General features: G+C 65.8%; 19 protein-coding genes, 1 tRNA gene and 1 pseudogene. 14 read left to right on the forward strand and 7 right to left on the reverse strand.

Annotated features, from left to right (window positions below):
• Positions 1-2: 2 nt before the first annotated feature.
• From ABUA28_RS02270 to ABUA28_RS02280, 3 genes are read right to left on the reverse strand one after another with little or no spacing between them, the layout of a single operon-like run.
• Positions 3-263, reverse strand: a complete 261-nt coding sequence (locus ABUA28_RS02270) for a hypothetical protein (protein ID WP_349902313.1) — start codon at positions 261-263, stop codon at positions 3-5.
• Positions 264-323: 60 nt separating this feature from the next.
• Positions 324-944: an NADPH-dependent F420 reductase gene (locus ABUA28_RS02275; RefSeq protein ID WP_349902314.1), complete on the reverse strand. Its 621-nt coding sequence runs from the start codon at positions 942-944 to the stop codon at positions 324-326.
• 19 nt (positions 945-963) lie between these two features.
• Positions 964-1,614, reverse strand: coding sequence for an FMN-dependent NADH-azoreductase (locus tag ABUA28_RS02280; RefSeq protein ID WP_349902315.1), 651 nt, complete (start codon positions 1,612-1,614; stop codon positions 964-966).
• Positions 1,615-1,779: 165 nt separating this feature from the next.
• Between ABUA28_RS02280 and ABUA28_RS02285 the strand changes: the two genes are divergently transcribed.
• Genes ABUA28_RS02285 through ABUA28_RS02300 form a run of 4 tightly spaced genes read left to right on the forward strand, consistent with a single transcriptional unit; the run spans position 1,780 to position 6,511 of the window.
• Positions 1,780-2,472 carry a response regulator transcription factor gene (locus ABUA28_RS02285; protein ID WP_349902316.1) on the forward strand — a complete coding sequence of 231 codons (693 nt, stop codon included), beginning with the start codon at positions 1,780-1,782 and terminating at the stop codon, positions 2,470-2,472.
• Positions 2,441-3,334: a mycothiol synthase gene (gene mshD, locus ABUA28_RS02290; protein WP_349902317.1), complete on the forward strand. Its 894-nt coding sequence runs from the start codon at positions 2,441-2,443 to the stop codon at positions 3,332-3,334. The genes ABUA28_RS02285 and mshD overlap by 32 nt, the downstream gene beginning before the upstream one ends.
• Before the next feature lie 55 nt (positions 3,335-3,389).
• Complete coding sequence (locus ABUA28_RS02295) at positions 3,390-5,564, forward strand: RNA degradosome polyphosphate kinase (protein WP_349902318.1); 2,175 nt, start codon at positions 3,390-3,392, stop codon at positions 5,562-5,564.
• A complete protein-coding gene (locus ABUA28_RS02300) occupies positions 5,561-6,511 on the forward strand; it encodes an NUDIX hydrolase (RefSeq protein WP_349902319.1) in 951 nt (316 codons plus the stop codon). The genes ABUA28_RS02295 and ABUA28_RS02300 overlap by 4 nt, the downstream gene beginning before the upstream one ends.
• A gap of 107 nt (positions 6,512-6,618) precedes the next feature.
• On the opposite strand, the gene arsM is transcribed toward ABUA28_RS02300, so the two are convergent.
• Positions 6,619-7,398, reverse strand: a complete 780-nt coding sequence (gene arsM, locus ABUA28_RS02305; protein ID WP_349902320.1) for an arsenite methyltransferase — start codon at positions 7,396-7,398, stop codon at positions 6,619-6,621.
• Positions 7,382-7,834, reverse strand: coding sequence for an arsenate reductase ArsC (locus ABUA28_RS02310; RefSeq protein WP_349902321.1), 453 nt, complete (start codon positions 7,832-7,834; stop codon positions 7,382-7,384). The genes arsM and ABUA28_RS02310 overlap by 17 nt, the downstream gene beginning before the upstream one ends.
• A 24-nt stretch (positions 7,835-7,858) precedes the next feature.
• Here ABUA28_RS02310 and ABUA28_RS14085 point away from each other — a divergent pair.
• The 5 genes and pseudogenes from ABUA28_RS14085 to pstB form a co-directional block, all read left to right on the forward strand.
• Positions 7,859-7,999, forward strand: a pseudogene (locus ABUA28_RS14085) (ArsR/SmtB family transcription factor); the annotation flags it as partial.
• Between the two features lie 260 nt (positions 8,000-8,259).
• On the forward strand, positions 8,260-9,303 hold the full coding sequence (gene pstS, locus ABUA28_RS02315; RefSeq protein ID WP_349902690.1) for a phosphate ABC transporter substrate-binding protein PstS: 1,044 nt from the start codon (positions 8,260-8,262) through the stop codon (positions 9,301-9,303).
• 128 nt (positions 9,304-9,431) lie between these two features.
• Positions 9,432-10,370: a phosphate ABC transporter permease subunit PstC gene (gene pstC, locus ABUA28_RS02320; protein WP_349902322.1), complete on the forward strand. Its 939-nt coding sequence runs from the start codon at positions 9,432-9,434 to the stop codon at positions 10,368-10,370.
• Positions 10,370-11,476, forward strand: a complete 1,107-nt coding sequence (gene pstA, locus ABUA28_RS02325; protein ID WP_349902323.1) for a phosphate ABC transporter permease PstA — start codon at positions 10,370-10,372, stop codon at positions 11,474-11,476. The genes pstC and pstA overlap by 1 nt, the downstream gene beginning before the upstream one ends.
• Before the next feature lie 22 nt (positions 11,477-11,498).
• The gene (pstB, locus tag ABUA28_RS02330; RefSeq protein ID WP_349902324.1) at positions 11,499-12,278 is read left to right on the forward strand and encodes a phosphate ABC transporter ATP-binding protein PstB; all 780 of its coding nucleotides are present in this window, start codon (positions 11,499-11,501) and stop codon (positions 12,276-12,278) included.
• Positions 12,279-12,523: 245 nt separating this feature from the next.
• On the opposite strand, the gene ABUA28_RS02335 is transcribed toward pstB, so the two are convergent.
• Entirely contained in the window at positions 12,524-13,153 is a 630-nt protein-coding gene (locus tag ABUA28_RS02335) for a DNA-directed RNA polymerase subunit beta (RefSeq protein WP_349902325.1), read from the reverse strand.
• 175 nt (positions 13,154-13,328) lie between these two features.
• On the opposite strand from ABUA28_RS02335, the gene ABUA28_RS02340 reads away from it, so the two are divergent.
• Together ABUA28_RS02340 and ABUA28_RS02345 are read left to right on the forward strand one after the other, a co-directional pair.
• Positions 13,329-13,490, forward strand: a complete 162-nt coding sequence (locus ABUA28_RS02340; protein ID WP_349902326.1) for a hypothetical protein — start codon at positions 13,329-13,331, stop codon at positions 13,488-13,490.
• Positions 13,491-13,619: 129 nt separating this feature from the next.
• Positions 13,620-13,692 (forward strand) — tRNA-Lys (locus ABUA28_RS02345).
• Between the two features lie 36 nt (positions 13,693-13,728).
• Here ABUA28_RS02345 and ABUA28_RS02350 read toward each other — a convergent pair.
• Positions 13,729-14,715, reverse strand: a complete 987-nt coding sequence (locus ABUA28_RS02350; protein ID WP_349902327.1) for an aldo/keto reductase — start codon at positions 14,713-14,715, stop codon at positions 13,729-13,731.
• 181 nt (positions 14,716-14,896) lie between these two features.
• Between ABUA28_RS02350 and ABUA28_RS02355 the strand changes: the two genes are divergently transcribed.
• From ABUA28_RS02355 to ABUA28_RS02365, 3 genes are all read left to right on the forward strand, one after another.
• Positions 14,897-15,805, forward strand: coding sequence for a helix-turn-helix transcriptional regulator (locus ABUA28_RS02355; protein ID WP_349902328.1), 909 nt, complete (start codon positions 14,897-14,899; stop codon positions 15,803-15,805).
• Positions 15,806-15,876: 71 nt separating this feature from the next.
• Positions 15,877-16,755, forward strand: a complete 879-nt coding sequence (locus tag ABUA28_RS02360; RefSeq protein ID WP_349902329.1) for an aldo/keto reductase — start codon at positions 15,877-15,879, stop codon at positions 16,753-16,755.
• Positions 16,756-16,961: 206 nt separating this feature from the next.
• Positions 16,962-18,635: a cation:proton antiporter gene (locus ABUA28_RS02365; protein WP_349902330.1), complete on the forward strand. Its 1,674-nt coding sequence runs from the start codon at positions 16,962-16,964 to the stop codon at positions 18,633-18,635.
• The last annotated feature ends 2 nt before the right edge of the window (positions 18,636-18,637 follow it).

An 18,637-nucleotide genomic window follows, 5' to 3' on the forward strand; every position in this document is an offset into this window, starting at 1 on the left:
GGTCAGGCGAGTGAGATGGGCCAGAGAATCGCGGTCGCCACGGCGAGGACGACAACCGAGCCGACGAGACTCGCGGTCATCCGATTGACGAGCCCCTCCTTCTCCACGGCAGCAAGCTGGATGCAGATGGTGAGGAAGATCGCCCCGGCAAGCACCATGGGCAGCCAGATGAGGTAGTGCGCGGGCGAGACAAGGAGCCCGGTCAGGACTGCACCGATAACGGTGAACAGCCAGACGGGGATTACGGTCAGACGCCAGCGCACGTCCCTATCTTGCCCTACACCGCACGCGAGCGGCGTGCGGTGCAGGGCCGGGCGACGTGATCAGCCGAAGACCTCGACGCCCAGGGCAAAGTTAAAGCCCACGCCGTTGCGAGCGAGGCCCATGAGCAGCAGCCCCACTCGCTCGAGCGAACGCGCCATCTCCAGGGGGCCCGCATCGAGCGGACGAAGCCCGAGGCTCTCGATAAAAGCTGCGACGCTCGCCTTGGCCGCCGCGTCGTCCCCGGCGAAGAACACGTCGAGCGAATGCCCCTGGGCCAGCACGTGGCCGAAGACGGTATTGAACGCCTTCACCACGCTCGCGCTCGCGGGAACCGCCGCGGCGATCTCCTGCGCACCCGAGGTGCCGTCGGGAGACACCAGACCGCTGGCGTCGCCATTGAAGGTGTTGGAGATGTCGATGACGACCTTGCCTGCGAGCGCCTCCCCGTACTGGGTCACGACTTCGACGGCACTCGTGTACGGCACGGCGAGCACCACGATGTCCCCGGTGGGGACGGCGCCGAATGCCGCTGTGGTGGTCCCGCCGCCGAGCGTGCCGGCGAGAGCCTCGGCCTTGGCAGCGTCACGGCCGATGAGCTCGACCGTGTTGCCGCCTGCGACCGCGCGAGTGGCTATGGCCTTGGCCATGCCTCCGACGCCAATGAAACTGATGGTAGTCATGACAGCTTTCTCTCTTTCTCTAGTTGACGAGTGAATAACGTTTTGAGGCGAGGGCGCGGCCGTGCTCGATCGCGAGCTGCTCTGAGGCAGCCTTGATCTCTGCCGCCTGCTCGGTGAACTGGTCCAGCGCGGGATTGACGCCGACGAGGGTGAACTGGCGCTGCACGACGAGCAGGTCTGCACCCCAGACGTCGCTGATGACGCGCCGTAGCCACGGGGTGGAGTGGTCCCAGCCCTCCTTGGGCGTGCCGGGGTTGTAGTTGCCGCCGAGAACCGTGGCGAGCACGACGGGCTTGCCCTTGAGCGCGCCCCCGGCGATGCGCTCGTCGGTGTAGGTGACGTCGTACCAGCTCTTCACATGAGCCGCTACTCCCCAGTTGTAGAGCGGGATCGCCAGCAGCAGCGCGTCCGCGTCGATCAGCTCGTCCGCCAGCACCCCGGCGAGCGCGTGGGCATCGCGCTGGGCCTGGCTGCGGTCGGCCTCCGCGGTGTAGCTGCTGGTCACGACATCGCGCCAGGTCGTGACGGGCAGCGGCTCCGTGCCGAGATCACGACGCGTGATCACCGAGTCGGGATGTTCAGCGGACCACTCCGCTTCGACGAGATCTGCCAGGGCCCGACTCTGGGATGTGGCGGGCGCGATGCTGGCATCAAGGCGAAACAGGGACATACAAACTCCAAACACGGTTGACTACGAAAAAAGAAGTAACAGCGGAAACAGTAGCATGCGGATCGCCCCGGCGTGACACATATTTCTGATGACGTCGCACTCGACCGGCGACCCAGTCAAGCGAGCCGCCCTAGTAGACTTCAGCTCTGGCGTTTGGAGGACTCTGTGGCGCAGCTGTTGATCCTGACACCTGCAGTCGACAACGACGTTCTGCCGGCGCTCTCACTACTCAGTCATCGCGTGCGCCGAATTCCGGCCGAGCCCGCATCGCTCGTCAACGCCCCGAGCAGCGATCTGGTCCTGGTGGATGCCCGCGGAGACCTCGCGAGTGCCAGATCGCTCTGCAAGATCCTCACCACCACCGGCATCGCAGTCCCGCTGCTCGTCGTGCTCACCGAGGGCGGACTCACGGGCGTGAGCGCCGACTGGGGAATCGACGACGTGATTCTGGAAACCGCGGGGCCCGCGGAGGTGGATGCGCGCATCCGCCTGGCCCTGAGCCGCCACAGCGAGGAGCAGGAGAGCACCAAGATCAGCGCATCCGGAGTCGTCATCGACGAGGCCAGCTACTCCGCCAAGGTGCAGGGCCGCACACTCGACCTCACCTTCAAGGAGTTCGAGCTCCTGCGCTTTCTCGCGCTGCACCCCTCCCGCGTGTTCACCCGCGAACAGCTGCTGAGCGAGGTGTGGGGCTACGACTATTTCGGCGGAACCCGCACCGTCGACGTGCACGTAAGGCGGCTGAGGGCGAAGCTCGGCGAACTCGAATCGCTCATCGGCACCGTGCGCAACGTCGGCTACCGCTTCAATCTGTACGAGGAAGAGAGTGACAGAGTTGACCAACCCATCCGGCCCTAGTTTCACGCCGGGAATGCGCGAATTCCTCGACGGACTGATCGCCAGGGCGACGTTCGCGGACCGCCAGCCGCCCTTCTCTGACCAGTCCCTCATCGACCTCGAGAGCGGCGTACGGCAGCTCGTCGTGCTCGCCGCGCGAGAGAAGCCCGCCGCAGCGGCCATCGTGCTGTTCGCAACGGACAGCTTCGACGCGGAGTTCGTCGTCGACCCGCTCGAGAGGCACCACGGCCTCGGCAACCGGATGATGATCGAGATGCTGCGCGAGGCCCACGGAACCGTGCGGATCTGGGCGCACGGCGACCACCCGGATGCCCGCAGGCTCGCCAAGCGATACGACTTCGAGCCCGTGCGCGAGCTGCTGCAGTTGCGGGCGGAGGTCTCGACAGGCTCGACCAGCGGGCGCGGCACAGCCACCATCGACACCTTCAGGCCGGGCGTGGACGACGCGGAGTGGCTCGCGGTCAACGCGCGCGCATTCGCGACGCATCCGGAGCAGGGCTCCCTCACCCAGGCCGACCTCGACGCGCGCAAGTCCGAAGACTGGTTCGACGCAGACGACTTCCTCGTGGCACGTGCAGACTCCGGCGAGATGATGGGCTTCTGCTGGCTCAAGGTGGAGGAGCAGGCGGGCGAGGCCGAGCAGATCGGCGAGTTCTACGCGGTGGGAGTGCATCCGAAATACCAGGGCCTGGGGCTCGGACGCCAGCTCGTCTCGGCCGGGCTGGCACGGCTGGCCGAGCGCGGCATCCGTACGGCGAGCCTCTACGTGGAGGCCGACAACGTGGCCGCGGTCAATCTCTACCGCTCCTTCGGCTTCGCCGATCACTCGATCGACATCCAGTACGAGCTGAAGCGGCGTTAACCGTTCATTCATCCCGCACTCACCGCCGCGTGCGGTGGGATGCAATGATGAACGGATGGACAGCGAAACCTACCTCACCGAAGTTGGGCTCGCGACCGACAGTCTCGACGACGATTACGACTCGAGCTGGGTGGACGACGGCACGCTGCCGCCAGAGCGCTACCTCGATCGCGAGCTGAGCTGGCTCGCCTTCAACAACCGCGTTCTGGAGCTCGCAGAGGATCCGACGACACCGCTGCTGGAGCGCGCCAACTTCCTCGCCATCTTCGCGAGCAACCTCGACGAGTTCTTCATGGTGCGGGTCGCAGGCCTCAAGCGCCGCATCGTCACCGGGCTCGCCGTTCCGACCAACGTCGGGCGTCCGGCGACAGCCGTGCTCGCTGACATCCAGGAGCGAGCGCAGGAGCTCCAGCAGCGCCACGCGACCGTGTTCCGCGACCAGGTGAAGCCCGAGCTCGACGCCGCCGGCATCCACATCGAGAGCTGGGCCGACCTCAACGACGACGACCGCGCGCGAATCGACGAGATCTTCGCGCAGCGCATCTTTCCGGTGCTCATGCCGCTCGCGGTCGACCCCGCGCATCCGTTCCCGTATATCTCGGGGCTCTCGCTCAACCTCTCGATCCGCGTCCGCAACCCGAAGACGGGCAAGGAGGAGTTCGCGAGACTCAAGGTGCCACCGATGCTGCCGCGATTCGTGCAGCTGCCGGATGACTCGAGCGGCCACCTGCGCTTCATCCCCCTCGAAGACCTCATCTCCAATCACCTGGACGAGCTCTTCCCCGGCATGGAGATCCTCGAACACCACGAGTTCCGGGTGACCAGGAACGAAGACGTGCAGCTCGACGAAGACGAGTCGGAAGACCTGATCCAGACGCTCGAGCGCGAGCTGCTGCGCCGCCGCTTCGGCCCGCCGATCCGGCTCGAGATCACCGACGACATGGATGAGGTGACCCTCGGCCTGCTCGTGCGCGAGCTCGAGATCACCGAGCAGGAGGTGTATCGCCTGCCCGCGCCGCTCGACCTCGGTGGACTGTTCGAGGTCACCAGGATCGACCGGCCGGAGCTGAAGTATCCGCCGCACGTTCCCACGACGAGCGTGAACCTGCTGCCGACGGAAGCCACGGACACCTACGACATCTTCAGTTCCATCGGCAAGCGCGACATCCTGCTGCACCACCCGTACGAGTCGTTCGCGACGAGCGTGCAGGCCTTCCTCGAACAGGCCGCGGTCGACCCGGCCGTACTCGCCATCAAGATGACGCTGTACCGCACGAGCGGCGACAGCCCCATTGTCGAAGCACTCATCAACGCCGCAGAGAACGGCAAGGCCGTGCTCGCCCTCGTGGAGATCAAGGCCAGGTTCGACGAGACCGCCAACATCAACTGGGCCAGAAAGCTCGAGAAGGCCGGCGTTCACGTCGTCTACGGGATGGTCGGGCTCAAGACACACTGCAAGCTCGCCCTCGCCGTGCGCCAGGAAGACGGTGTGCTTCGGCACTACTGCCACATCGGCACGGGCAACTACAACCCGAAGACCTCGCGCATCTACGAGGATCTCGGCCTGCTGACGGCGGATGCCCAGGTGGGCAAAGACCTGACCCGCCTGTTCAACGAGCTCTCCGGCTACGCAATCGAGAAGAAGTTCAAGCGACTGCTCGTGGCCCCGCTGCACCTGCGCAAGGCCCTGCTCAAGCGCATCGCTGTCGAGACCCTCAACGCCGAGAACGGGCTGCCGTGCGGCATACGCATCAAGGTCAACTCGATCGTTGACGAGGCGCTCACCGACGCGCTCTACCGGGCGAGCATGGCCGGGGTTCCCATCGAGCTCGTCGTGCGCGGGATCTGCGGGCTGCGTCCGGGCATCCCGGGGCTCAGCGACAACATCCAGGTTCGCTCCATTCTCGGGCGCTACCTCGAGCACTCCCGCATCTTCTCCTTCGTGAACAATGGAGAGCCACAGGTGTATATCGGCAGCGCAGACCTCATGCATCGCAACCTGGATCGCCGGGTCGAGGTGCTCGTGCGGCTGACCGACCCGGACCACCTGCGCGAGGTCGACGAGTTGTTCGACCTCGCCATATCGGATGAGACGTCGTCGTGGACGCTGCACGACGACGGTTCCTGGACCAGGCACCACGTCTCCGATGACGGGACCCCCCTCCGCGACATGCAGAATGTAGTAATGCGTCAGATCTCAGGACGAAAGCGAACGGGAGTATTGCGGTGACGTTGCTCATGCCCTCGGTCGTACTGGCTGCGGGGGCCGTGTGCTGGCGCCTCCACAGGGGAACGGTCGAGGTGCTGCTCGTCCATCGCGACGAACGCTCCGACGTGTCGCTGCCCAAGGGCAAGGTCGACCCGGGCGAGACCCCACCGCAGACCGCGGTGCGCGAGATCCGTGAGGAGACCGGGCTGCGGGTCACGCTCGGCCCCCCGCTCGGCACCACGGAGTACACACTGCCCGGCGGGCGCGAGAAGCGCGTGTTCTATTGGAGCGCCGAGGTCGACGACGAGACGCTCGCGGCATCCGCCTTCACGCCCAACAAGGAGATCGCCGCCCTCGAATGGCTTCCGATCGCCGCCGCGCGAAAGAAGATGAGCTACGACCGTGACCAGGACGTGCTCGACCGCTTCAGCGCGAGGGTCGACGCCGGCCAACTGCACACTTTCGCCATCATCGCGCTGCGTCACGGCAAGGCGGTGCCACCCGCAAGCTGGGACGGGCCGGATGCCACCAGGCCGCTCCTGCACAAAGGCACGCAGCAGGCGGCCAGTGTCGCCCCCGCGATCGCCGCCTGGGGACCGAAGCGGCTCGTGAGCAGTCCCGCGGTGCGGTGCGTGAGCACGATCACCCCGGTGGCCGACATCACCGGCCTCGAGGTGAAGCACTCGCCCGGCATCAGCCAGGACGCCTACGAAGACGGCAAGGCCACCGTGAAGAAGGCCGTCGCGAAGAGGCTCGACAAGCAACAGACCGTCGTGATGTGCAGCCACGGCCCGGTTCTTCCCGGCATCATCGGCGCCGTCGCGCGTTCGACGCACACCGAGGTGGATGCGGCGATGCGGCGTGCGGCAATGCTCTCGACCGGGCACTTCACCGTTCTGCACGTCTCGGTTGAGCATCCGAAGTCCGGCCTCGTCGCGATCGAGACCCACGGCCCCCTCGTCGACTGACCCCGCGCCGCTCTGCGACCCTACCGCACCCGGATCGTTGGCTGTTCCCGCCCTAAGACTCGAGTTTCAGGGCGGGAACAGCCAACGATCGCGACGAAACGGAGGGGTCAGGACGGCTTGACGGCCTTCACGATCGCACCGTGCATCTCGTCTGCCACCTCGTGAGTGAGCTGCACGGTCACGTCGGTGAAGCCCGCAGCGGTCAGCTCGGCCTCGTACTCCGCGATCGACAGGGCTCCCGCGATGCAGCCGACGTACGAGCCCCGCTCTGCGCGCTGCGCCGGGCTCAGGTGGTTCTCGGCCACGACATCCGACACCCCGATGCGGCCACCGGGCTTCAGCACCCGGAACATTTCGCGGATGACGGCCGGCTTGTCGGAGGAGAGGTTGATCACGCAGTTGGAGATGACCACGTCCACCGTCTCAGCTGCGAGCGGCACGTCTTCGATCTGCCCCTTGAGGAACTCGACGTTCGTCGCACCGGCCTTCGCAGCATTCGCGCGCGCCAGGTCGAGCATCTCATCGGTCATGTCGAGTCCATAGGCAAATCCGTTCTGTCCGACCCTGCGCGCGGACAGCAGCACATCGATGCCGCCGCCCGACCCCAGGTCGAGCACCGTCTCGCTCTCGCGAAGGTCGGCTATCGCGGTGGGATTGCCGCAGCCGAGGCTCGCCAGCACTGCCTCGTCCGGCAGTCCGCTCGTGCTGCCGTCGGTGTAGAGGGTCGAGCCGAAGACATCCGCCTCCGCAATCGCGTCTGAACCGCAGCATCCGCTACCGCAGCAATCGGCGTTCGCTGAGGCGGGTGCGGAGACGTCGGTGATCGTCAGCGCCGCGCGGGCATAGCGGTCGCGAACCTGCTCGCGGATGTCAGAGGGTTCGGTCATTGAGTTCTCCTGGATTCTCGTGGTCGGTCGTTTCGGCGGGCAGGATCTCGGCGAGCAGCCGTTCGATGCGCGCCTTGATCTCGTCGCGGATGGGCCTGACGGCATCGATTCCCCGCCCTGCCGGGTCATCGAGATCCCAGTCCTCGTAGCGCTTGCCCGGGAAGATCGGGCAGGTGTCGCCGCAGCCCATGGTGATGACGACATCCGATTCCTTCACGGACTCCGCGGTGAGAATCCTCGGCTGGTTGCCCGCGATGTCGATGCCGTCCTCGGCCATCGCGGCGACCGCGGCCTGGTTGATCTGGTCCGCAGGCTCGGACCCCGCCGAGCGCACTTCGACGCGATCCCCCGCGAGCGCGCGGAGATAGCCCGCCGCCATCTGTGAGCGGCCGGCATTGTGCACGCAGACGAACAGCACGGAGGGCCTCGCGGTCATGAACGTCATTCCTCTTCGGTCGTGATGGTTCAAAACACAGTCTCCCACCACCTCAAGGTGCTCGTGGATGCCGGGTTCCTGACTCGCGAGAAGCGCGGCCAACAGAAACCCCAACGATGCGCCACTTTGTCAACGATGCGGTCGCTACAGTATCCGCATCATTGACAAAGTGGCGCATCGTCGGGGCGATAGCCGGGCGGAAGCGGGCGGAAGCGGGCGCCGCCGCAGCCAGAGCTTTCCTCGTTCGTTAACCTGCCGTTCACCCGATAGGACGATCGTGGTTAACCAAGGTTCGTATGGTCACAAGTGGGTCGGCACCGGCCCACCACCTGTAATCAAACCTTCCGAAAGGGAACACTGTGAATCTCAGGCGTCGTGCATTCTCACGCGCGGGCAGCATCGCTGCCATTGCTCTCGCAGGCACCATGGTCCTGTCCTCGTGCGCAGCGAACGAGGCCCCGGCATCCGGAGACAGCGGATCGAGCACGTCCACCCTCTCCGGCACGCTGAACGGCGTCGGCTCGTCCGCACAGGGCGCTGCCGAGATCGCCTGGGGAACGGGCTTCCAGAAGGCCAACCCCGACGTGACCGTCAACTATGACCCGCAGGGTTCTGGTGCCGGCCGCACGAACTTCCTCTCCGGCGCCGCGATCTTCGCGGGCTCGGATGCGGCACTGAAGGACGCGGAACTCGCCACCGCGTCCCCGAACTGCGCGCCAGGCACCAAGCCGATCGACCTGCCGGTCTACATCTCGCCGATCGCCATCGCCTACAACCTCGATGGCGTGAAGGACCTGAAGCTCGATGCGACGACCATCGCGGGCATCTTCAAGGGCACTATCACGAACTGGAACGACCCGGCGATCACGAGCCAGAACTCGGGCACGACGCTGCCATCCGCCCCGATCACCGTCGTTCACCGCTCGGACGACTCGGGCACCACGCAGAACTTCACCGAGTACCTGAGCGCCAACGCTCCGACCGTCTGGGACAAGCCCGCGACGCAGACCTACCCGTACTCGGTCGGGGACGCGGCGAAGGGCACCTCCGGTGTCGCCGACGCGGTGAAGAACTCGAAGAACAGCATCACCTACATCGACGAGTCCGGTGCGGCCGGCCTCAGCATCGCCGAGCTCAAGGTCGGCAGCGACTACGTGAAGATCAACGCGGCGGGCGCTGCGGATGTCGTGGCCAAGTCCCCGGTCGCCTCCGGCCGTGAGGCGGGCGACCTCGCCATCGCGATCGACCGCAGGATCACGGATGCGAACTCCTGGCCGATGGTGCTCGTGAGCTACCTCATCGTCTGCCAGCAGTACGCGGACGCCGACAAGGGCGCCCTCGTCAAGGCATACGCGAAGTACGTCGCGAGCGACGCAGGACAGCAGAGCGCGGCCAAGAACGCCGGCTCCGCCCCGCTGTCGAGCGAGCTTGCCGCAAAGGTCGACAAAGTGATCGACACCATCAGGTAACACCACGCGCGACAGGTTCGGGCTGCGTCGACACCGGCGCAGCCCGAACCGGGTTCCACACGACAGGCACAGCACAGCACAGCACAGCACAGCACAGCACAGACAGTCCACACGACAGAGAGCCAGGGATGACCACAGCACCGGGTGAGATCAGGGCCAAGCGCCGGTTGGGAGACCGGGTATTCTCCTCCAGCACCGTCATCGCGGGATCGATCATCCTCGCGGTGTTGGCCGCGGTCGCGATCTTCCTCATCGTGCAGAGCCTTCCCGCCCTCGTCGCGAAACCCGGTACCCTCCCGAACAGCGCGCCCAACTTCTGGGCCTATGTCTGGCCCCTCGTGTTCGGCACGGTGTGGGCATCCGCCATCGCCCTCGTCATCGCCACCCCGATCTCCATCGGTGTCGCGCTCTTCATCTCGCACTACGCACCGCGCAGAATCGCCCAGCTTCTCGGCTACATCGTCGACCTGCTCGCGGCGGTGCCGTCCGTGGTGTTCGGTCTCTGGGGCATCCAGGTGCTTGCTCCGGCCGCGCAGCCCTTCTACGCCTGGCTGAACACGAACGTCGGATGGTTCCCGCTCTTCGGCGGGGACGTCTCCGGCACCGGCAGAACGATTCTCACCGCCGCAATCGTGCTCGCCGTGATGGTGCTGCCGATCATGACCGCCGTCTGCCGCGAGATCTTCCTGCAGACGCCGCTCCTGCACGAGGAGGCGGCGCTCGCGCTCGGCGCCACCCGCTGGGAGATGATCCGGATGGCCGTGCTCCCCTTCGGACGCGCCGGCATCATCTCCGCCGCGATGCTCGGCCTCGGTCGCGCTCTCGGCGAGACCATGGCCGTCGCGATGGTGCTCTCCCCCGCCGCGGTCGTCTCCTTCTTTGTTCTTACAGCGCAGAACCCGAACACGATCGCCGCGAACATCGCGCTGCAGTTCGCCGAAGCCTCCGGCCTCGGGGTCAACACGCTCATCGCGTCCGGCCTCGTGCTGTTTGTGATCACCTTCATCGTCAACGCCATCGCCCGTTACGTGGTCAACCGCCGCAAAGCCTTCTCCGGAGCGAACTGATGACCGCCACCACCACTGCGACCACCACGGGCCGCACCGGTCCGATCGCCAACTCGCTCACCGCGGGCAGGCTGCCGAGGGGTACCACCTGGGCGCTGCTCCTCGGGAGCTGGGCTCTGCTCTGCGTCGTCTTCGTGCTCGTGCAGCTCGGCGGGGGAACCACAGAGTTCAACCTCATCGGCGCACTATTCCTCGGAACGGTGTTGTTCGACATCCTGATCTATGTCGTCTCGTTTCTCGTCGAGGGCAGCCGCAAGGCCAAGGACCGGCTGATCACCTCGCTTGTCGCGACGGCATTCATCATCGCGGTGCTGCCGCTCGTCTCGCTGGTCTACACCGTGGCGCTCAAGGGCCTGCCGCGGATGCTCGAGCCGTCGTTCTTCACTCAGTCGATGCGCAACATCCTCGGGCCGGGCGGTGGCGCACTGCACGCCATCGTCGGAACGATCGAGGTGACCGCGTTCGCGACCCTCATCTCGGTGCCGATCGGACTGTTCACCGCGATCTACCTCGTGGAGTACGGCAAGGGTGCGCTTTCGAAGACGATCACCTTCCTCGTGGACGTCATGACGGGGATTCCCTCGATCGTCGCCGGCCTGTTCGCCTTCGCGCTGCTCGCGCTGGTGTTCGGCGACCCCGGCTACCGATCTGGCTTCGGCGGCTCCGTGGCACTGTCTGTGCTGATGATCCCGGTCGTGGTGCGGTCCTCCGAAGAGATGATCAAGCTCGTGCCGAACGAGCTGCGGGAGGCCTCATACGCGCTCGGGGTGCCGAAGTGGCTCACGATCCTCAAGATCGTCATCCCCACATCCATCGCCGGAATCACCACGGGCGTCACGCTCGCGATCGCCCGCGTGATCGGCGAGACGGCGCCGCTGCTCATCGTGGCCGGATACACCGCGAGCATGAACTACGACCTGTTCGGCGACCGGATGATGACCCTCCCGGTCTTCGCATACCTCGAGTATGCGATGCAGACGCCGAATGCCTCGGACTCCCTCAATCGCGCCTGGGCCTCCGCGCTCACGCTCATCCTCATCGTGATGGCGCTCAACCTGATCGCCAGGCTCGTCGCGCGTATCTTCTCCCCCAGACTCAGCCGATAATAGACTCCGCCGATAGGACCCCATGTCAAAGCGCATCGAAGTACACGACCTCAACGTCTACTACGGCAAGTTCAAGGCCGTCGAAGACGTGTCGCTGACCATTGAGCCGCGTACTGTGACGGCCTTCATCGGCCCGAGCGGATGCGGCAAGTCCACCTTCCTGCGCACGCTCAACCGCATGCACGAGGTGATTCCGGGCGCGCGGGTCGAGGGCGAGGTGCTCATCGACGGTAACAACCTCTATGGACCGGGCGTGGATCCGGTGCTCGTTCGGCGCCAGGTGGGCATGGTGTTCCAGCGACCGAACCCGTTCCCCACCATGTCGATCCGCGACAACGTGCTCGCCGGGGTCAAGCTCAACAACAGGCGGATGTCGAAGTCGGACTCCGACGACCTGGTCGAGAGCGCGCTGAAGGGTGCGAACCTCTGGAACGAGGTCAAGGACCGGCTCGCGCTGCCCGGCTCCGGGCTCTCCGGCGGCCAGCAGCAGCGCCTGTGCATCGCCCGCGCGATCGCCGTGCAGCCGGACGTGGTGCTCATGGACGAGCCGTGCTCCGCCCTCGACCCGATCTCCACGCTCGCCATCGAGGACCTCATCGAGGAGCTCAAGCAGGAGTACACGATCGTGATCGTGACCCACAACATGCAGCAGGCATCCCGGGTCTCCGACCGCACGGCGTTCTTCAACATCGCCGGAACAGGCAAGCCGGGCAAGCTCATCGAGTACGACGACACGACCACGATGTTCTCGAACCCGAGTGTGCAGGCGACGGAAGACTACGTCTCCGGCAAGTTCGGTTGATCGTTATGCCGATCGAGCGCGCTGGGTCCCGGTCTCGATACGGCCGCGAACGGCCTACTCGACCAAGATGGGAGAGTGCCGGACCGCAGAACGCCTCTCGGCGAGAGGCCGCTCGAAGCGGCGAATAATGGAGCCCGGGGTTACTGCGGCCCGACAATTGGCCCGAGGGCCGCGAACCATTGTAGACGGCTCATCCGAATACCGCAGCCGAGAGCGACAGCCCGGAGATCGGATGTCGCGCGGGCTCACTCGAGCGAGTCGGATCGCCACAGCCTCGCGCAGCTCGCGAACTCGGTCGCGGTCTGCGACAGCCGCAGCGCCCTCGTCGTGAGCTCGGTCGCGCGGTCGGGAAAGGTGAGCTCGAGGTCATCCGCGAGACTCGTGCTCCCGGCCGACAGCAGACGGCAGAACGCGGCCGCCCGGTCAAGCGCAACGGCGAAATCGCCGTCGAAGAGGCCACGCAGGATCTGGTCGGCCAGCACCACGATCTCCGCCGGCCCGGTGGGCGTGGTGGCCCCGGCGATGACGGGATCGATCGTCGTCGCCACCTCGGTTCCGCGCTGGAACAGGAAGCTGATGGTCTCCGCGTCCTGCCGGATGAGCGTGCGCAGCAGGTAGATACGCCAGAGCGCACCGGGCAGGCTGCGCGGGCTCGACTGCGCCCACAGCTCGGCGATCGCGTCGATTCCGTGCTCGTCGGCGAAGGTGACGAGGCGGTCGACCACCTCCGGGTCGCCGCTGCTGCGAACGCGGCTCAGCAGGGCCCGCGCGGTGTCGTGCGCGACACGGCTGGTCTGCGCAGGGTCCGCCCCACCCTCGAGGCTCTCGAACTTGGAACCGGAGAATTTTGTGGGCTTGTGAAACTGCTCTGACATCCGGTCAAGCCTATGCGACGTGCACAGCGTCCCACCTCGGCCGAGCGCATTGCCGGAGCCGCGAGCGACCGAATCGTCAAGCTGAATGAAACCTGAGCGAATGCTGATGTACCCCCGTATGGGGGTCATATTCCGCTACTCTGAGGGACGCAACATCCTCACAAAGGAGAAAACAATGAACATCTTGCTTGTCATCGTCATCATCGTTGCCATCGTTCTCGCCATCACCGGAGGACTCGTCCAGGCACTCAACTGGCTGCTGTGGGTCGCTCTGGTGCTCGCCGCCATCGCCATCATCGTCTGGCTGATACGGTTGATCTCCGGCCGTCGGGTCTGATATCCGCGGTCTGCCCGGGCCCGGTGGAACGCACTCGCATTCCCCGGGCCCATTTCACTGCGGCCGCGCGCATTTCGCCGCCGCTTCGAGTTCTCTGCGCGGCGTGAAGCACGCTAGATTTAACGACGCGGGCCTCTAGCTCAGTTGGTAGAGCATCGGACTTTTAATCCGCGGGTCGCGGGTTCGAGCCCCGCGGGGCCCACCGCAACTTGTGCTGTTTCGGCGGCGATCGCCCTGATCAGCGGTCGATGAAACCCATCTGTGTTTCGTTGTATCGATCGCCGTGAACTCCGACGAGCTCGGTGAGGGAGTCGAGGCCCGCAACCTCATCGGAAGAGAGTCCGACTCCCGTCGCCCCGGCGTTCTCTTCGATCCGCGACGTGCGCCGTGTGCCGGGTATGGGCACAACCCACGGGTGTTGAGCCAGCAGCCATGCGAGGGCGACCTGCCCGGGAGTCGCGTGGTGCGCGGTTGCGATCGCGGCAACACGGTCGACTATCGCGTGATTCGCCTTGCGATTGTCGCTGGAGAATCGAGGGATCGTCGCGCGAACGTCTCCCGCCGCGAAACCTGTCGCCGCGTCGACCGTGCCCGTGAGGAATCCCTTGCCGAGCGGACTGAACGGCACGAGCCCGATACCGAGCTCGGCCAGCGTGGCGAGCACCTCTCCCTCCGGATCCCGGGTCCAGAGCGAGTACTCGCTTTGCAGCGCGGTCACCGGGAAGACCGCGTGCGCGGCGCGGATCGTTCCTGCCGCAGCCTCGGACAGTCCGAAGTGGCGGACCTTGCCCTCCTTGACGAGTTCGCCGACCGCTCCGGCGACGTCCTCGATCGGCACCTCGGGATCGACGCGATGCTGGTAGAACAGGTCGATCGTGTCTGTGCGCAAACGACGGAGGGACTCGTCTGCAACTTTCCGGATGCGTTCGGGCCGGCTGTCGAGTCCGACCGACTTGCCGTTCTCGATCTTCCACCCGAACTTCGTCGCGATGACGACCTGGTCCCTCACGTGCTCGAGTGCCTCGCCGACCAGTTCCTCGTTGACGAACGGTCCGTACACCTCGGCGGTGTCGAAGAAGGTGACGCCGCTGTCGAGTGCGCTGCGGAGCACGCGGATCATCTCGTCGCGGTCACCCGGGTTCGGGCCGTAACTCTGCGACATCCCCATCGCTCCGAGGCCGATTGCTGAGACTTCGAGTCCCTGTCCGAGTGTTCGTGTGTGCATTCTTTCGCTCCTTAAAGAATCGGATGAGAACAAGGATGAAAGTGCGCCGCGGTGAAGCGTGAAGCGTTCTCGCTCTCATGCACTCAAGTTCACCGCTCATTCATCCGCCGCGGGAGTGTCTGGCATTACAGGTAATGGCAATACCTCCCGAAGTGGGGCACACCGGCCTAACGTCGTGACTATGACCAATCAGGAGGACGTCAAGGAGTTCCTCTCCTCCAGGCGCGCGCGAATCACCCCGGAACAGGCAGGGCTCCCCGCATACGGCGGCAACCGCCGAGTGCCCGGGCTGCGCCGCGAGGAGGTCGCGATGCTGGCCGGAGTGAGCGTGGACTACTACAACCGGCTTGAGCGGGGGAATCTCCACGGCGTCTCCGAAGCCGTGCTCGGATCCGTCGCACGTGCCCTGCGACTCGATGAAGCAGAGACGTCTCACCTCTTCGACCTGGCTCGCGCGTCGAACTCCTCGCCGGCGAAGCGCCGCCGGTCGAGCCCGCACGGCGTTCGCCCGAGCATCCAGCGGATGCTCGACGCCGTGACCGAGGCACCCGCATGGGTGCGAAATGCCCGCCACGACTTCCTCGCCGGCAACCGTCTCGGCTATGCGCTCTACAGCGACATGTTCCTCGACCCGGTTCGGCCGGCGAACAGCGCCCGCTTCATCTTTCTGAACGAGCGATCCAAGAGCTTTTTCGTGGACTGGGAGCGAGCCGCGGATGACATCGTCGCGATGCTCCGCTCCGAAGCCGGAGTGAACCCGTACGATCGTGACCTTTCCGACCTCATCGGAGAGCTCTCCACCCGTAGCGAGACATTCCGCACCCGCTGGGCCGCACACAACGTGCGATTCCACCGGACGGGGATCAAGAGACTGAGACACCCCGAGGTCGGCGAGCTCGACCTCACCTATGAAGCGCTCGAACTGAGCTCTGACCCGGGCCTCACGTTCCTCGCTTATACCGCCGAGCCCAACTCGCCGTCCGCGGACGGGCTCCGCCTGCTCGCGAGCTGGGCTGCGACGATCGACACCGCACAGCCGGGCGCTCCGATGGCGATCGAGGACAGCCACCGGGACAACGCCGCGCGGTGACCCGCGCTGGATGGAACGCGCGCCCCAACCACGTCGGCCGCTCGTCGATACTGAGAAGGAAGAAGAGACAGATGGACACGTTCACCCTCAACAACGGCGTCACCATCCCGCAGCTCGGGTTCGGAGTCTTCCAGACCCCGCCAGACGAGACCCGGGATGCCGTGGCCACCGCACTCGAGGCGGGCTACCGCCACATCGACACCGCCGCCGCCTATGGAAACGAACGCCAGGTGGGCGAGGCGATCGCCGCGTCCGGTATAGATCGGGCCGCGGTATTCGTCGAGACGAAGGTCTGGATCAGCGATTACGGCTACGACGAGACACTGCACGCCTTCGAGAAGAGCTCGCGCAAGCTCGGAATCGAGCAGATCGATCTCCTGATCCTGCATCAGGCACTCCCCAGCGACTTCGACAAGACCCTCGGCGCATACCGCGCGCTTGAGAGACTCCTCGCCGACGGCAGGGTTCGCTCGATCGGCGTGAGCAACTTCATGGTCGAACACCTGAACCGGCTCATGGACACCGCCTCCGTCACACCCGCTCTCAACCAGATCGAACTCCACCCCTATTTCCAGCAGTCGGCCGTGCAGGCTGCCAATGCGGGGCTCGGTATTCTCACGCAGGCGTGGTCTCCGATCGGAGGCATCACGTTCTACCGCGACAGCGGCCACGGCAACACTCTCGAAGACGCCACCATCGGCGAGATCGCGAAGGCGCACGGGAAGTCGCCCGCGCAGGTCATGCTCCGCTGGCACCTCCAGGAGGGCCGCTCCGTCATCCCGAAGTCCACGAAGCCGACACGCATCGCCGAGAACATCGACGTCTTCGACTTCGAGCTGTCCGGCGATGAACTGGCTGCGATCGAGGCCCTGGACACCGGCCACCGGGGTGGTCCAGAACCCGAGGCCATGACCCTCGAAGCGTTCGGGAGGGCGATCCCCGAAGAGTGACGGCGGCGATCCCCCACTGCCTGCCTTCTCCTCAATGCCCGTCCTGTCCCAAATGAAGGCAAAGCCACCAACTGTGGCCGCCGCATCCGTCATTTCAGGCGTCAGCAGCCGCCATCTCCTTCATTTGGGACAAATACGGGTGCACAGCCGCGGGTACGCGCTGGACCGGGACACCGGCGCGATACCGTGGCTACCCAGGAGGTGCCATGGAGTTTCTCATCATCGCCGTGCTCGGACTGCTCGCGATCGCGGGTGCGACGACCCTCGGGGCACGCTGGGGCGTAGCCACCCCGCTGCTGCTCGTGGCGCTGGGGATCGGCGTGAGCCTGCTGCCATTCGTCCCGGCCGTGGTGATCGAGCCGGAGTGGATTCTGGCCGGCGTGCTTCCTCCGCTGCTGTATTCGGCATCCGTCTCAATGCCCGGTATGGACTTCCGCCGCGAGTTCACGGCGATCGCGGGGCTCTCTGTCGCGCTCGTCGTGCTGAGCTCGATCATCCTCGGACTGTTCTTTTCCTGGATCATTCCGGGCCTCAGCCTCCCCTGGGGCATCGCCCTCGGCGCCATCGTGAGCCCGACGGATGCGGTGGCCACCTCGATCGTCAAACGCCTCGGAGCACCACCCAGGATCATCGCCATGCTCGAGGGCGAGAGCCTGCTGAACGACGCAACGGCCCTCGTGCTCCTGCGGGCCGCGATCGCGGGGACGGCGGCATCCGTCTCGCTGTGGAGCGTCGTGGGCAACTTCGCCTACGCTGTGGTCGTTGCTGTGGTGATCGGCCTCATCATCGGCAAGCTCAACCTCCTCGTGCGGGCGCGCGTGAAGGACGCGACGGTCAACACCGTGATCTCCTTCACCGTGCCGTTCCTCGCGTCGATCCCGGCCGAGATGCTGCACGCCTCCGGTCTCGTCGCGGCCGTCGTCGCCGGGCTCGTCACCGGGCGCGGGGCCATCCGCGTGCTGTCTCCCCAGCATCGGCTCTCGGATTCGCAGAACTGGAAGACCATCGAACTCATCCTCGAGGGCGCGATCTTCCTCACCATGGGCCTCGAACTCACCGCGATCGTCGGCGACGTGCAGGCCGATCACGGCGGAATCGACTTCTCCATAGCCATCGCTGCGGCGGCACTCGTGCTCACGATCGTCGTGCGCACCGTCTACGTCACACTCCTGTTGTCCGGGCTCCAGCGCAACGCCAACCGTAAGGCCAGACGAAAGCCGCGGCTCGCCCAGATCAAGGAGCAGCTCGAGAATCCGGACACGGGGTTCTCCCGGCGCCGCGGTCCGGCACCCCAGGCCAGGATCGACCGCTTCAGCGGAACGCTGCGCCGGATGCTCGCGGACATCGAATACTTCGCCTCACAGCCGCTCGGCTGGCGCGAGGGCTCGATTGTCGTGTGGGCGGGGATGCGCGGGGCCATCACTCTCGCCGCCGCCCAGACCCTGCCAGACACCCACCTTCGTTCCGTGCTCGTGTTCATCGCCTTCCTGGTCGCAGGCGGCTCCCTCCTCCTGCAGGGCGGCACGCTCGCGCGGGTGTTCTCCTGGGTGAAGCCCGCGACCGTTGACCCCGCCGCCGAGGGTGTCGAGCGGGTGCGCCTCATGGCCCTGCTGGATGCCGCGGCGGACGAGGCGCGGGCTGACGAGGCACGAGCGGCAGCCGCACGAGCCGATCACAGCGACCCAGGCGACACGAGGTGGCCCGCAGCGGAGAGCAAGCGGCTGCGCCTCGCCGAGATCGCCTCGCAGCGCGCAGCCCTCCTGCGCGCCCGCGACGACGGAACCTTCAGCGCGAGCTCCCTGAACGCCGCGCTCTCGGTATTGGACGCCGACCAGGTGCGGCTCGAGCTCACGGGCGCACCCGCCGACGAGGAGAATTGAAC

The organism is Parafrigoribacterium humi (assembly GCF_040227205.1).
GTDB classification, from domain to species: domain Bacteria; phylum Actinomycetota; class Actinomycetes; order Actinomycetales; family Microbacteriaceae; genus Parafrigoribacterium_A; species Parafrigoribacterium_A humi.